Genomic DNA, 14,694 nt, shown 5'->3' on the forward strand with positions numbered 1-14,694 from the left:
TCCTGTGAGCGTGGGCGGGGTGGCCGACGTGCGGGGTTTCGGCGGAAAACCGACCGTCGACGGGCTTGCGTCCGGCGTTCGGGGGCGCGGCGCGAACCGCACCTGTTGACTACGACTATTCAGCGCCTCAGGATGTGAATAGATATTCACCGTCGCGAGGAGGCACCGCCATGTCAGGACCCCGCCCCGTACGAGCGCCGCGCGGCAGCGCCCTCACCACCCTGGGATGGCAGCAGGAAGCCGCCCTGCGCATGCTCCAGAACAACCTGGACCCCGAGGTCGCCGAGCACCCCGACAAGCTCGTCGTCTACGGCGGCACGGGCAAGGCGGCCCGCGACTGGCGCTCGTTCGACGCGATGGTCCGTACGCTGCAGACGCTCAAGCAGGACGAGACGATGCTCGTCCAGTCGGGGCGGCCGGTCGGTGTCATGCAGACCCACGAGTGGGCGCCGCGCGTCCTGATCGCCAACTCCAACCTGGTCGGCGACTGGGCCAACTGGGAGGAGTTCCGCCGCCTGGAGGCGCTCGGCCTCACCATGTACGGCCAGATGACCGCCGGGTCCTGGATCTACATCGGCACCCAGGGCATCCTCCAGGGCACCTACGAGACCTTCGCCGCCGTCGCCGCGAAGAAGTTCGGCGGGACCCTGGCCGGGACGATCACCCTGACGGCCGGGCTCGGCGGCATGGGCGGCGCCCAGCCGCTCGCCGTCACCATGAACGACGGCGTCGCCATCTGTATCGACGTCGACCCGCGCGCCATCGAGCGCCGGATCGAGCACCGCTTCCTGGACGTCAAGGCCGACAACCTGGAGCACGCCCTCCAGCTCGCCGTCGAGGCCCGTGACGCCCGCCGCCCCCTCTCCATCGGCCTCCTCGGCAACGCGGCGGAGCTGCTGCCCCGGATGCTCGCCGAGGGCGCGCCGGTCGACATCGTCACCGACCAGACCAGCGCCCACGACCCGCTGGCCTACCTCCCGCTCGGTGTCGACTTCGACGACATGGCCACCCTCGCCGCCGAGAAGCCCGCCGACTTCACCCAGCGCGCCCGCGAGTCGATGGCCCGCCACGTCGAGGCCATGGTCGGCTTCATGGACGCCGGGGCCGAGGTCTTCGACTACGGCAACTCCATCCGCGGCGAGGCCCAGCTCGCCGGGTACGACCGCGCCTTCGACTTCCCCGGCTTCGTCCCCGCCTACATCCGGCCCCTCTTCTGCGAGGGCAAGGGCCCCTTCCGCTGGGCCGCCCTGTCCGGCGAGGCGTCCGACATCCACAAGACCGACAAGGCGATGCTGGAGCTCTTCCCGGAGAACGAGTCGCTGCACCGCTGGATCAAGATGGCCGGCGAACGCGTCCACTTCCAGGGCCTGCCCGCCCGCATCTGCTGGCTCGGCTACGGCGAGCGCGACAAGGCGGGCGAGCGCTTCAACGACATGGTCGCGAGCGGTGAACTGGCCGCCCCGCTGGCCATCGGCCGCGACCACCTGGACTGCGGCTCGGTCGCCTCCCCGTACCGCGAGACCGAGGCCATGCTCGACGGCTCCGACGCCATCGCCGACTGGCCGCTCCTGAACGCCATGGTCAACGTCGCCTCCGGCGCCTCCTGGGTCTCCATCCACCACGGCGGCGGCGTCGGCATGGGCCGCTCCATCCACGCGGGCCAGGTCACCGTCGCGGACGGCACGAAGCTCGCGGGCGAGAAGATCCGCCGCGTCCTGACCAACGACCCCGGCATGGGCGTCATCCGCCACGTCGACGCGGGCTACGACATCGCGGAGTCGGTCGCCACGGACAAGGGCGTACGCGTGCCGATGGCGGAGGGCAACTGATGCCCACGGGCACCACGCCGAACGGCACGACGGAAGGCACGTCCGGCGCCCGGCAGTGGCGTGCGGGTGACTCCTTCCTCTCCATGTGGCGCGAGCTGGCCCCTGTCGGGCGCCACCCCGAAAGCGGCGGCTACCGGCGTTACGCCTGGTCGGCGGCGGACCTCGACTGCCGGGCCTGGTTCCGTACGCAGGCCGAGGCGCGCGGCCTCACCTACGAGAGGGACCGCAACGGCAACCAGTGGGCCTGGCTCGGCGACCCCCTGGCCGGCGACGCCGTGGTCACCGGGTCGCACCTGGACTCCGTCCCGGACGGCGGCGCCTTCGACGGGCCGCTGGGCGTGGTCTCCTCCTTCGCCGCGCTCGACGAACTCCACAGCAGGGGAGCGGTGTTCACCCGCCCCTTGGCGATCACCAACTTCGGTGACGAGGAGGGCGCCCGCTTCGGTCTTGCCTGCGTCGGGTCCCGGCTCGCCGCCGGGCAGCTCACCGTGGCCGACGCCCACCGGCTCCGGGACGCGGACGGGACCACCCTGCCCGCCGCCATGGAGAGCGCCGGATACGACCCCGGGGCCATCGGCCCCGACCCCGAACGGCTCGCCCGTATCGGCGCGTTCGTCGAACTCCACGTCGAGCAGGGCCGCGCCCTCGACCTGACCGGCGACCCCGTCGGCATCGCCTCCGCCATCTGGCCCCACGGCCGCTGGCGGTTCGACTTCCGGGGCGAGGCCAACCACGCGGGCACCACCCGCCTGGCCGACCGCCGCGACCCGATGCTGACGTACGCCGAGACCGTGCTCGCCGCCCGCCGCGAGGCCGAACTCACCGGCGCGCTCGCCACCTTCGGCAAGATCGCGGTCGAGCCCAACGGCGTCAACGCCATTCCCTCCCTCGTCCGTGGCTGGCTCGACTCCCGCGCCGCCGACCAGGCCACCCTGGATGCCGTCGTCACCGGGATCGAGCGCGCTGCCCGCGCGTACGCCGAGCGGGCCGGGATCGACCTCGACGTCGTACGGGAGTCGTTCACGCCCGTGGTCGAGTTCGAGCACGCCCTGCGCGGCGAGCTCGCCAAGATCCTGGAGGGGACGGGCGACACGGGGCGCCCGGTCCCCGTCCTGGGCACCGGCGCGGGCCACGATGCGGGTATTTTGTCCGCTTCGGTGCCCACCGCCATGCTCTTCGTACGGAACCCCACCGGCATCTCGCACTCACCGGCCGAACACGCCGCGGAGGACGACTGCACGGCCGGGGTGCGGGCACTCGCCGACGTACTGGAAGGTCTCGCGTGCAGCTGACAAACCGGACCGCGGTGACGACAAGGACGGCGGTGACGACAAGGACGGCGGGCGGGCCCGTCACCGCGACGTACTGGATGGACCACGCCTGGCTCGGGACCCATGTCGAGCCCGATGTCACCGTGGAGGTCGCCGACGGCCGCATCGCCGGAGTCAGGACCGGGGTGGAGACACCCCCGCCCGGCGCCACCGTACTGCGCGGCCTGACCCTCCCCGGCCTCGCCAACACCCACTCCCACGCCTTCCACCGGGCCCTGCGCGCCACCGTCCAGGTGGGCTCGGGCACCTTCTGGACCTGGCGCGAGCTGATGTACCGCGCGGCCTCCCGGCTCACCCCGGACAGCTACTTCGACCTGGCCCGCGCCACGTACGCGGAGATGGCCCTGGCCGGCATCACCTCCGTGGGCGAGTTCCACTATCTGCACCACGCGCCCGGCGGCACGCCCTACGACAACCCGAACGCCATGGGCGAGGCGCTGATCGCGGCGGCCGCCGAGGCCGGCATCCGGATCACCCTGCTGGACACCGCCTACCTGGCCGCCGGCTTCGGCGAGAAGCCCAACCGGCACCAGCTGCGCTTCTCCGACACCACCGCCGACGCCTGGGCCGAGCGCGCCTCCCTCCTCAAGGGCGACGACCACACCCTGATCGGCGCGGCCATCCACTCCGTCCGCGCGGTCCCGGCCGACCAGCTGGCCACCGTCGCCGCCTGGGCCGAGGAGCGGAGCGCCCCGCTCCACGTCCACCTCTCCGAACAGACGGCGGAGAACGACGCCTGCAAGGCCGCCCACGGCCGCACCCCGACCCGGCTGCTGGCCGACCACGGGGTCCTCGGCCCGCGCACCACCGGCATTCACAACACGCATTTGACGGAGGAGGACATCGCCCTGCTCGGCGCCTCCACCACCGGCACCTGCATGTGCCCCACCACCGAACGCGACCTCGCCGACGGCATCGGCCCCGCCGCCGCCCTCCAGAAGGCGGGCTCGCCGCTCTCGCTGGGCAGCGACAGCCACGCCGTCATCGACCTCTTCGAAGAGGCGCGGGCGATGGAGCTCAACGAGCGGCTGCGCACCCACATCCGGGGCCACTGGACGGCCGCCGCCCTGCTGAGGGCCGCCTCCGCCGACGGGCACGCCGCACTCGGCCGCCCCGACGCGGGCGTCCTGGAACCGGGCGCGCCCGCCGACCTGACGACCGTCGCCCTGGACTCCGTCAGAACAGCGGGGCCGGTGCCCCGACTGGCAGCGGAGACCGCCGTATTCGCCGCCTCCGCCGCTGATGTGCGGCACACGGTCGTGGCAGGCCGTCACATCGTGCGGGACGGCCGCCACGCACTGATCGAGGACGTGCCCGGAGCGCTCGCGGCGGCCGTGGCAGCCCTGCACCACTGACCCCGGACCGGAACCCGACCGAAACCCCGGAACGCAAGGAGAACACTCTCCAGATGACGACCACCGCCGTCACCCACATCGCCAGCCTGGTCACCAATGACCCCTCCCTCGGCAACGGGACCCCCCTGGGCCTGATCCTGGACGCGGCCGTCGTCATCGAGGGCGACCGCATCGTCTGGACCGGTGAATCAAGCAAAGCACCCGCCACTGACAACGTCCTCGACGCGGCCGGCCGGGCCATGATCCCGGGCTTCGTCGACTCCCACTCGCACCTGGTCTTCGCGGGCGACCGCACCCAGGAGTTCAACGCCCGCATGTCCGGGCAGCCCTACACCGCTGGCGGCATCCGCACCACGGTCGCCGCCACCCGCCAGGCCTCCGACGAGGAGCTCTCCGACAACGTCGCCCGCTACCTCGCCGAGGCCCTGCGCCAGGGCACCACCACCCTGGAGACCAAGTCCGGCTACGGCCTCACCGTCGAGGACGAGGCCCGCGCCCTGCGCGTCGCCTCCCGCCACACCGACGAGGTCACCTACCTCGGCGCCCACATCGTCTCCCCGGACTACGCCGACGACCCGGCCGGATACGTCGACCTGGTCACCGGCCCGATGCTGGAGGCCTGCGCCCCGCACGCCCGCTGGATCGACGTCTTCTGCGAGCGGGGCGCCTTCGACGGCGACCAGGCCCGCGCCATCCTCACGGCGGGCCGAGCCAAGGGGCTGCACCCCCGCATCCACGCCAACCAGTTGACGTACGGCCCCGGCGTCCAGCTCGCCGTGGAGCTCGATGCGGCCTCCGCCGACCACTGCACCCACCTCACCGACGCGGACGTGGACGCGCTCGGCCAGGGCAACACGGTCGCCACGCTGCTCCCCGGCGCCGAGTTCTCCACCCGCGCCACCTGGCCCGACGCCCGCCGCCTGCTGGACGCGGGGGCCACCGTCGCGCTCTCCACGGACTGCAACCCCGGCTCGTCGTTCACCTCGTCCATGCCGTTCTGTGTCGCCCTTGCCGTACGGGACATGGGGATGACCCCCGACGAGGCCCTCTGGTCCGCCACCGCGGGCGGCGCCGCGGCCCTGCGCCGCACCGACATCGGCCGGATCACCCCCGGCGCCCGCGCCGACCTGGTCCTCCTCGACGCCCCGAGCCATGTCCACCTCGCCTACCGCCCGGGCGTCCCGCTGGTCAGCGCGGTCTGGCGGGGCGGGGAGCGGGTGGAGTAGCCGCCGGGAGCAGCCGCCCGGAGCAGCCGCCCGGAGCAGCCGCCCGGAGCCCGACCTACGGAAGGACCCGCTCCGATATCCGGGGCGGGTCCTTCCGTATGCGCTCGGCACCGGCCTGCGCGGCCCCGCGGAGGGGCGGCGGACCGGGTCCGGCTACTCCTCCAGGGTCAGCCCCTTGCGGAGCTTGACCAGCGTCCGGGAGAGCAGCCGGGACACGTGCATCTGCGAGATGCCCAGTTCCTCGCCGATCTCCGACTGCGTCATGTTGCTGACGAAGCGGAGCGAGAGGATCATGCGGTCCCGCGAGGGCAGCGAGGCGATCAGCGGCTTCAACGACTCGACGTACTCGATGCCTTCGAGCCCGTGGTCCTCGTAGCCGAGGCGGTCCGCGAGGGCGCCCTCGCTGTCGTCCTCCTCGGGCTTGGCGTCCAGCGAGCTCGCGGTGTACGCGTTGCTCGCGGACATGCCCTCGACGACCTCGTCCGTCGTGATGCCGAGGCGCTCCGACAGCTCCGCCACGGTGGGCGCGCGGTCCAGCTGCTGGGAGAGCTCGTCCCCCGCCTTGGCCAGTTCGAGCCGCAGCTCCTGGAGCCGGCGCGGGACGCGCACGGACCAGCTGGTGTCGCGGAAGAACCTCTTGATCTCGCCCACGATGGTCGGCATCGCGAACGTCGGGAACTCGACACCGCGGCTCAGCTCGAACCGGTCGATCGCCTTGATCAGGCCGATGGTGCCGACCTGGACGATGTCCTCCATCGGCTCACTGCGCGAGCGGAACCGGGAGGCGGCGAACTTGACGAGCGCGAGGTTGAGCTCGACGAGGGTGTTGCGGACGTACGCGTACTCGTGCGTGCCCTCTTCGAGGGATTCGAGGCGCTCGAAGAGCGTCTTCGACAGGGCCCTGGCGTCCAGAGCCCCGATTTCGGCGTAGGGCGGGATCTCGGGGAGTCCCTCAAGGCCCTCAAGCCCATCGCCGGAAGAGTCGGGGGTGGTGCTGGTGGTGCTGGCGGAGCTGGCGCGCGGGCCCGGAACGGCGCTCGCGGCGGGGGAGTCGGAATTGGTCGGTCCCTGAGGACATGCCGACGACGCGTTGGGGGTACGCGCTTCGTCGAGCCGGGGTGACATGGTTCTCCTCCATCGTTCTCGGCATATGGCTGCCGATGCCCATACGTGTTCCTGCGGTGAAGCGGCGCCTCCAAAGCCGGTCGTGTTTCGGGTGTCCCTCTACCCTTACCCGGTTCCGGCCAGCAGTTACAAGCGCCAATTGACGCCATATGTCTGGTTTGTTCAGGTCTTCGACTACCGCGTGGCGAATGAAACGCGTACTGTTTTAGGCACGTCGGCGGCAGCTTTGCATCGCCGTACAGGCAGTGACGCGCACAGTGACGGACGGCGAAGAGGTACATGGGCATGGACCGCGGGACGGTCGGCAGTGCGAACCGGGGTCGACTTCAGGTCGAGGTCCGGACCGAGGGGCGCAGCGAGGTCGTGACGCCGGTGGGTGAGCTCGATCACCACACCGCCGATCTGCTGCGGGAACCTCTGGAGAGCGCGGTCGAGCAGGGGCGGTCACGCCTGGTGGTCGACTGCTCACGGCTGGACTTCTGCGACTCCACCGGGCTGAACGTGCTGCTCGGTGCCCGCCTCAAGGCGGAGGCGGTCGGAGGAGGGGTCCATCTGGCCGGAATGCTGCCGGTCGTGGCGAGGGTCTTCGAGATCACCGGCGCGGATGCGGTCTTCACCGTCCACGCCACGCTCGAAGAGGCCCTGGAAACCTAGATCTGGTGCACCGTGCGAGCGCGTCGTCCCTGATGGGACCGTGTTATGCGATCGACGGCCCGAAGGGGGTGTCGGAGCGGTGCGGCCGGGCAGGAGACACTCCGTCGGTATCCCGTAAAGATCCGGCACACTCGGTAACTGATCATTTCTGTTCAATCGCGACATGGCGACATGGCGAATCGGTGAGGTGAAGCGCTGATGAGCACCACCCGGCAGCATCCGCCGGGCGACCTCGGCCGCGAGCCGGAAGGAGCGGGCGCAGCCTCGCCCGTTCCGGCCGAGCGGCAGTGGCGCACGCTCTCACTCGGGCAGGCCAGCGGAATCGTTCCGATGGCCCGTGATTTCGCCCGGCAGGCCCTGCACGACTGGGGATGGCTCCCCGCGTCCAGTGCGGACCGCCGGGCCGCGGCCGAGGACGTCCTGCTGGTCGTCTCCGAGCTCGTGACCAACGCCTGTCTGCACGCGGAAGGCCCCGAGGAGCTCCGGATCGGCCGCACGCCCAAGGCGCTGCGCGTCGAGGTCGTCGACCGGGGGGCCGGCCAGCCCGCCCCCCGCACGCCGCACCGCGCCGGCCGCCCCGGCGGGCACGGCATGTTCATCGTGCAGCGCCTCTGCCTGGACTGGGGCGTGCAGCGTACGCCGGAGACGCCGGGCAAGACCGTCTGGGCGGAGCTCGCCGCACCCGCATAACCGCTTCCCACCACACATCGAAGAGCGCGCCGATCCGGCGCGCTCTTTGTCTTCCCTCCATCAGGCCCCGGGCGTACCTTGAGCGCCAAATCTGATGTGTCGTCAGTAACTTGCGCCCGTACGGATCGTGGCGCGCGGCGACGTCCGGCATGAGGGGAACACAAGGTGTCGAACCAGAAGCGGACAGCTCTCGCGCTGACGGCCGTGCTGGCGGGCTCGATGGTACTGATGGCCGCGCCCGCCGCCCACGCCGAGGTCGTGGACGTCAACTACCAGTGCGAGACGCCCATCGGGCCCAAGGGAGCCGTCTCGCCCATCGATATCAAGAGCGTCAGGAGCGGCAACGGCTACAAGCTCACCATGTCCTTCCAGAAGGGCGTCTCCTCCAGCCCGGTCGAGCTGGGCAAGGGGGCCATGAACCCGAGCGCCGTGATCGAGGTGGGCGGCGCGGAGACGGGGAAGGTCCAGGTCTCGGGGCCGGCGAACGCCGAGGCGATCCCGGCCAACACCCCCATCAAGATCAGTGACTTGTCGGGGACGTACACCCCGAAGAAGAGCGGCAAGGTCACCTTCACCGCTGGGGTGCTCACGATCAAGGCGCTCGGTACGACCACGACCTGTACGCCCAAGAACAGCCCAGGCCCCTCCCTGGAACTCGATGTCGAAGGCGCCGGCGGTTCGGGAGGTTCGGGGGGCTCCACGGGCGGTTCGACCGGCGGTTCCACGGGAGGTTCCACCGGCGGCTCGTCCGGCGGCGGTGAACTGCCGAAGACCGGCCCGCTCGACTCGGCGGTGGCGCTCGGCACCCTCGGCGGGACCGTGCTGCTGACCGGAGCGGCCGGAGTCCTCTGGCTGACCCGGCGGGGCCAGCGGCCCACGGCCTGAACGCCGTAAAGGACCGGGTGAGGGACCGCGTGAGGGACCGCGTGAGGGAGCAGCCCATGCCGCAGTCGACCCCGTACGTACACCGGAGGCCGTTCGTCCTTGCGGTGCTGTTCGGCGCCCTGCTGCTGTCGCTGCTCGTCGCACCCCCGGCGGCGGCCGACGACGGCCCCGGGCCCCCGGCGGGCTGGACCGCCCGGCCCGCGGGGGGCGGGAGCGCCGGGCAGGATGCCCGGCCGTACGTCTACCTGGAGGGCACCCCCGGGACGGTGCTCCAGGACCGGCTCTCGGTGACCAATCCCGCCCGCACCCCGCTCACCGTACGGCTGCGGGGCGACGGCCCGGCCGGGCCGTGGTTCCGGTTCGCCGCGGACACGGTCACCGTGCCCGCCCGGACCCGCGCCGACGTGCCGTTCGCCCTCGCCGTGCCGCGTTACGCGGTGCCGGGCGGCGTCGCGGGGGAGATCCTGACCGTCGGCGGGGGCGAGGAGAGACGCGTACCTGTACGGGTCCGGGTCGGCGGCCCCACGCTGGCGGCGCTCACCGTGGAGGACGTCGAGGTGTCCGGGCGGACCATCCGGTACGCCCTGGTCAACCGGGGCAACGCACCCCTGCGGCCGCGGCTGGCCGTGCGCGCGGAGGGGGTGTTCGGCACGCTGCTGGACCGGCCGGCCCGGCCGCTGCCCCTGGAACTTGCCCCCGGCCGCCGGGTGGAGCTCACCGAACCCTGGCCGGACGCCCCGGCCCTGGATTCGGTGACCGTACGGCTGCGGGTCACGGCCGGGGGCGGGGCGCGGGACGAGGCGGCGGCCTCGGCGGCGTACGTCCCGCCGGCCCCGGTCACCGGAGGCGGGCTGCTGGCCCTGGGCGTCCTGGCGCTGCTCGGCGCGCGGGCGTACCGGCGGCGCATCCGGCGCGGGCGTGGGGAGACCGGGACGGGCGCGGCAGCGGCTACCGCACCGGCCCCCGGGCCGGACGAGCAACCGGCCGAGGAAGAGCGGCACCTGGAGACGGCGGGAGCGGAATCGTGACGCAGCACCCCGGAGGCCGACCCGCTCGGCGCACGACGCCGGCAACTCTCCTGCTCCTCCTCTCCGTTCTCCTGGCCCTGTCCTCCCTGGCCGCCCCGGGCGCCGCCACACCCGCGTCGGCGGCCGAGGGGGATCCCTCCGTCACCCTCTCCAAGAAGGAGGCGGGCAAGGGCGGCGAGATCACCGTCAAGGGCACCGGCTGGCGCTCCGAGGCACTGCTGATGCTGCTGATCTGCGGCCGGTCCACCCCGGAGCGGGGCGTGATCGGCTCCACCAACTCCTGTGCCAACGCCGACGGCAGGGCCGTCACCACCGACAAGAAGGGCGCCTTCAGTAAGAAGCTGCCGGTGGCCGAGCCGCCGGAGCCCTGCCCGTGTGTGGTGCACGTGGCCACGGTGACCGGTGAACAGGCCCTGGCCGACACGGTGTTCATGGTGGCGGGCCACGCCACCGCCCCGCTGCCGCCCCGCAGCGAAGAGGGGCGGCTCGCGGTGCTGGCCACCACCCGTCTGGAGGGCGGGAGTTCACTGCTCACCTGGTTCGGCGCGCCGCCCGCCCGGCAACTGGTCTTCACCGTCGGCAACCTCGGTACGGAGCCGGTGGAGGATCCCGTCTTCGAGATCGGCACCGCGCACGGCGTCTACGCCCCGCAGTGGGAGGAACGCCAGTGGCGCGGCACGGTCGCGCCCGGGGGCAAGGCGCGGATCGAGCTGCCGGTCGAACTCTCCGCCGGAGCCCACGGCGACTACCAGGTCTCCCTGCGGTACGGGACGAAGGTGCTGGCCGAACAGCCGTGGGGGGTGGGCCGCCCGTGGGGCGTGACGCTCTTCTGGGTGCTGCTCTGCCTGGTCGTCCCGGCCGCCGTCTTCCGTATCGGCATGGCCGTCGTGGACAGGGTCCGCCCCCGCCCCGCCGGAACGGTGGCACGCCACGCGCACCGCACGCGGGCGCCCGCCACGAACGCGCCCGCGCACACGGGCGCGGACACCGACCCGGCCACGCTGCCGTGGTTCACCCAGGACTCCGCACCGTCGAAGAACCGGCGTTCCGCACCGTCGGAGAACCGACCCCCACCCACGACGAAGGGACACGTGTGAGAACGCAACGGAGGATGAGTGCGGCCGGAATCGCCCTGATGCTCGGCGGCGCGGGCATCGTGCTGGCCGCGAGCCCGGCCCAGGCCGCCGAGGTCAGTTACGCGACGGAGTGCGTTCCGCCGCCCATTTCGGGACTGCCCCCGGTCCAGGGCACCACGAAGGTGCAGCTGACCGCGCCGGCCGAGGCGAAGGTCGGCGATGAGATCGAGGTCGTCTGGAAGACGGTCGAGGCCGCGTCCAAGAACCCGGACGTGCTGGACCTGGGCAAGGACACGGTGAAGCCGACCGGCACGATCACGCTGGGCGGCGCGGCGAGCGGCGAGCTGAAGCTGGAGGGCCCCCGGCAGAACCCGCCCATCCCCAAGAACAGCCCCATGCTGCTGCCCGACATGACGGCCAAGCTGAAGCTGGAGACGGCGGGGGAGATCACGCTGACCCCGGGCGCGTACAACATCAACGTCTCCAAGCCGATCTCCACGGACACCAAGTGCGCCCCGAAGGAGGCGGTCCAGCCGGGCGCCACGATCAAGGTGACGGCGGAGGGCTCCAGCACCGGCGGCACCACGTCCGGAGGGACCGACTCCGGCGGTACGACGACGGGTGGCACCGACTCGGGAGGCACGACTGACGGAGGCACGACCGACGGGGGCACGACCGACGGGGGCGCGACCACCGGAGGTACGACCGACGGTGGCGCAACCGATGGAGGCGCCACGACCACGGGTGGCACGACCACCGGCGGCACCACATCCGGAGGCAGCGACTCCGGCGGCAGCACCGGCGGCAGCGGCGGTGAGACCGACTTCCCCGGCAAGGAGGTGTCCGTCGCCTACGCCTGCAAGACCCCCATCGGCGACAAGAACGCCACCTCCCCGGTCCGTATCAGCGCCAAGAAGAACGGTGGCGCGTACGACCTCACCGTCACGTTCAGCGCGTCCGTGATGGACAGCCCGATCGACATCCCGGCCGAGCAGGTCAAGCCGTCCATGGACGTCAAGCTCGGCGGGGCGGACAAGGGCACGGTCAAGGTCGAGGGCCCGCTGAACAAGGAGGTCATCAAGACCGGCGCCCCGATCGAGATCCCGGACCTCACCGGCACGTACAAGCCCGGCGCGAGCGGGAAGTCCACGCTCAGCCCCGGTGTCCTGACGGTGATGGCCGCCGGTACGACGACGACCTGCACCCCGCCCGCCGGTGTCGCGGTCTCCCTGGAGCTGGACACCTCCGCGCAGCCGGGCGGTGCGTCCGGTGGCTCGGGCTCCGGCGGCAGCGCGGGCTCGGGCGGAGCGGCCGCGTCCGGCGGCGGTACGGACTCGGGCGGCGGCCTGGCGGCCACCGGCGCGGAGAGCGACGGCGCCCTGCGCGCGCTCGGCCTGGTCGCGGGCACGGCGATCCTGCTGGGCGGCGCGGTGTTCACCTTCACCCCGTGGCGGAGGCTGCGCTCCACGCGCTGAGCCATGGCCACGACAGGGCTCGGCGTTTCACGCGCCGAGCCGTGGCCACCGTACGGCGAAGGGCCGCCGCACCGGAGAGTTCCGGTGCGGCGGCCCTTCGCCGTATGTCTACTGCCGGGCAGGCGGTGTCAGCGGACCTCGCCCATGAGCTTCTTGACCTTGCCGCGGTACATGAAGATCGCGATACCGGCGACCACGGCGAGTGTCGCCTCCGCGGCGACCACCCCGGTGCCGTTGAGCTCCACACCGGCCAGGGAGAGCAGACCGGTCGTGCAGTCACCGGCGGTGACGGCGAGGAACCAGACACCCATCATCTGGCTCGCGTACTTCGCCGGAGCCATCTTCGTCGTGACCGACAGGCCGACCGGCGAGAGCGTCAGCTCGGCGACGGTCTGGATGAAGTAGATCGCGACCAGCCACATCGCGGCGGCCTTGTGGCCGTCACCCGCGATGGTCAGCGGCATCAGGAAGACGAAGAACGAGGCACCGACCAGCACGAGACCGGAGCTGAACTTGACGATCGTGCTCGGCTCCTTGCCGCGCCGGTTCAGCGCCAGCCAGAAGGCGGCGAAGACCGGGGCGAGCGCCATGATCAGGACCGGGTTGACCGACTGGTACCAGGAGACCGGGAAGTCCCAGCCGAAGACGCTGTTCTCGGCCGAGGACTCGGCGAAGATCGCCAGCGTCGAGCCGCCCTGGTCGTAGATCATCCAGAAGATGGCGGCGGCCACGAAGAACCAGATGTAGCCGGACATCTTCGACTGCTCGGCCTCGCTGAGCTCCTTGTCGCGCTTGATGCGCGTCAGGACCATCACCGGAATGACGAGACCGGCGATGGTGATCGGGACCAGCAGCCAGTTCAGCGTGTAGACGCCGGTGACGACCGTACCGATGTAGAAGACGGCCGCGATGCCCAGCCAGATCATCGACTTGCGCAGGGTCGAGGCGCGCTCGTCCTTGGAGAGCGGCTTCGGGACGATCAGGCTCTTCTCGTCCAGGTGCTTGGTGCCGACCAGGAACTGGACCACGCCGAGGCCCATGCCGACCGCCGCGAGGGCGAAGCCGAGGTGCCAGTTGACGTTCTCACCGATGGTGCCGATCACCAGGGGCGCAGCGAAGGCGCCCATGTTGATGCCCATGTAGAAGATCGTGAAGCCACCGTCGCGGCGCGGGTCCTCCGGGCCGTCGTAGAGGTGGCCGACCATCGTCGAGATGTTGGACTTCAGCAGGCCCGAGCCGATGGCCACGAGGCCCAGACCGGCGAAGAACGTGCCCTCGGAGGGCAGTGCCAGGGTCAGGTGGCCGAGCATGATGACCCCGCCGGCGATGGCGACGGTCTTGCGCGGGCCCCAGACCCGGTCGCCGAACCAGCCGCCGGGCATGGCGAGCAGGTACACCAGCGACAGGTAGACCGAGTAGATCGCGGTCGCCGTGGCGGGTTTCATGTCGAGCCCGCCGGGCGCGATCAGGTAGAGCGGGAGCAGTGCCCTCATGCCGTAGTAGCTGAAGCGCTCCCACATCTCCGTCATGAAGAGTGTGGCCAGGCCGCGGGGGTGGCCGAAGAAGGTCTTCTCGCCGGAACTGGCCGAGTCCTTCGTCAGGCTGGACGCCATGGTCGATCCTTGCTGGTCGGGACGCGCTCGCCTCGTGAGCGGTGCGCGCCCGGTGGGGGGTAGCCGGCACCGGCGCGGCCGCACCCCATCCCCACGCCTGAGGGGGACTCGCCCCGGGGCCGGGCTCCGGGCGGAGCGGTCGGCGGCGGGGCGGGGAAGTACCGCGTCGGGATCCACACCCGGCGCGCGTTCGCACGCTCCGGGCCCGGCTCACAGGTCATTCACTCAAAGCGGGCCGGGATGAACCGGCCCAACACACAGAAGAGACCCTTGGCGCTCATGGCGGCCCAAAGGTCCTTCTGTAGTGCAACAGGCGTCGGGACACCATACGACACGACACAGCGGCATATGGAAGGACTTGAGACATGGATCACAGGTGATAGTGGAACCAGGCTCCCATATTCAAA

The 14,694-nt window shown here is 71.5% G+C and carries 12 protein-coding genes; 10 read left to right on the forward strand and 2 right to left on the reverse strand.

Translation table 11 applies throughout. The annotated features are described in order from the left end of the window. The first annotated feature begins 170 nt into the window (after window positions 1–170). The 4 genes from hutU (at window position 171) to hutI (ending at window position 5,741) form a co-directional block, all read left to right on the forward strand. Entirely contained in the window at window positions 171–1,829 is a 1,659-nt protein-coding gene (gene hutU / locus IE264_RS28410) for a urocanate hydratase (protein WP_015608981.1), read from the forward strand. After that, on the forward strand, window positions 1,829–3,121 hold the full coding sequence (locus tag IE264_RS28415) for an allantoate amidohydrolase (protein WP_032757290.1): 1,293 nt from the start codon (window positions 1,829–1,831) through the stop codon (window positions 3,119–3,121). Before hutU ends, IE264_RS28415 begins: the two co-directional genes overlap by 1 nt. Before the next feature lie 77 nt (window positions 3,122–3,198). Beyond that, window positions 3,199–4,515, forward strand: a complete 1,317-nt coding sequence (locus tag IE264_RS28420; RefSeq protein ID WP_051821827.1) for a formimidoylglutamate deiminase — start codon at window positions 3,199–3,201, stop codon at window positions 4,513–4,515. A 53-nt stretch (window positions 4,516–4,568) separates the two neighbouring features. Continuing rightward, the gene (hutI, locus tag IE264_RS28425) at window positions 4,569–5,741 is read left to right on the forward strand and encodes an imidazolonepropionase (RefSeq protein WP_015608978.1); all 1,173 of its coding nucleotides are present in this window, start codon (window positions 4,569–4,571) and stop codon (window positions 5,739–5,741) included. Window positions 5,742–5,894: 153 nt separating this feature from the next. Here hutI and IE264_RS28430 read toward each other — a convergent pair whose 3' ends face one another. Next, window positions 5,895–6,866 carry an RNA polymerase sigma factor SigF gene (locus IE264_RS28430; RefSeq protein WP_015608977.1) on the reverse strand — a complete coding sequence of 324 codons (972 nt, stop codon included), beginning with the start codon at window positions 6,864–6,866 and terminating at the stop codon, window positions 5,895–5,897. A 285-nt stretch (window positions 6,867–7,151) separates the two neighbouring features. On the opposite strand from IE264_RS28430, the gene IE264_RS28435 reads away from it, so the two are divergent. The 6 genes from IE264_RS28435 to IE264_RS28460 all read left to right on the forward strand — a co-directional run bounded on the left by IE264_RS28435 (window position 7,152) and on the right by IE264_RS28460 (window position 12,674). After that, complete coding sequence (locus IE264_RS28435) at window positions 7,152–7,520, forward strand: STAS domain-containing protein (protein WP_032757294.1); 369 nt, start codon at window positions 7,152–7,154, stop codon at window positions 7,518–7,520. 198 nt (window positions 7,521–7,718) lie between these two features. After that, window positions 7,719–8,210 carry an ATP-binding protein gene (locus tag IE264_RS28440; RefSeq protein ID WP_032757297.1) on the forward strand — a complete coding sequence of 164 codons (492 nt, stop codon included), beginning with the start codon at window positions 7,719–7,721 and terminating at the stop codon, window positions 8,208–8,210. Window positions 8,211–8,375: 165 nt separating this feature from the next. Next, window positions 8,376–9,095 carry a hypothetical protein gene (locus IE264_RS28445; RefSeq protein WP_032757298.1) on the forward strand — a complete coding sequence of 240 codons (720 nt, stop codon included), beginning with the start codon at window positions 8,376–8,378 and terminating at the stop codon, window positions 9,093–9,095. Between the two features lie 56 nt (window positions 9,096–9,151). Then, entirely contained in the window at window positions 9,152–10,123 is a 972-nt protein-coding gene (locus tag IE264_RS28450; RefSeq protein WP_032757300.1) for a hypothetical protein, read from the forward strand. Next, window positions 10,120–11,220 (forward strand): hypothetical protein, encoded by a 1,101-nt coding sequence (locus IE264_RS28455; protein ID WP_032757301.1) that lies wholly within the window; start codon window positions 10,120–10,122, stop codon window positions 11,218–11,220. The genes IE264_RS28450 and IE264_RS28455 overlap by 4 nt, the downstream gene beginning before the upstream one ends. Window positions 11,221–11,234: 14 nt before the next feature. Continuing rightward, entirely contained in the window at window positions 11,235–12,674 is a 1,440-nt protein-coding gene (locus tag IE264_RS28460; protein WP_032757303.1) for a hypothetical protein, read from the forward strand. 128 nt (window positions 12,675–12,802) lie between these two features. On the opposite strand, the gene IE264_RS28465 is transcribed toward IE264_RS28460, so the two are convergent. Beyond that, on the reverse strand, window positions 12,803–14,287 hold the full coding sequence (locus IE264_RS28465; protein WP_032757305.1) for an oligopeptide:H+ symporter: 1,485 nt from the start codon (window positions 14,285–14,287) through the stop codon (window positions 12,803–12,805). Between the last annotated feature and the right edge of the window lie 407 nt (window positions 14,288–14,694).

This window comes from Streptomyces microflavus, from assembly GCF_014650075.1.
Lineage (GTDB): Bacteria > Actinomycetota > Actinomycetes > Streptomycetales > Streptomycetaceae > Streptomyces > Streptomyces microflavus.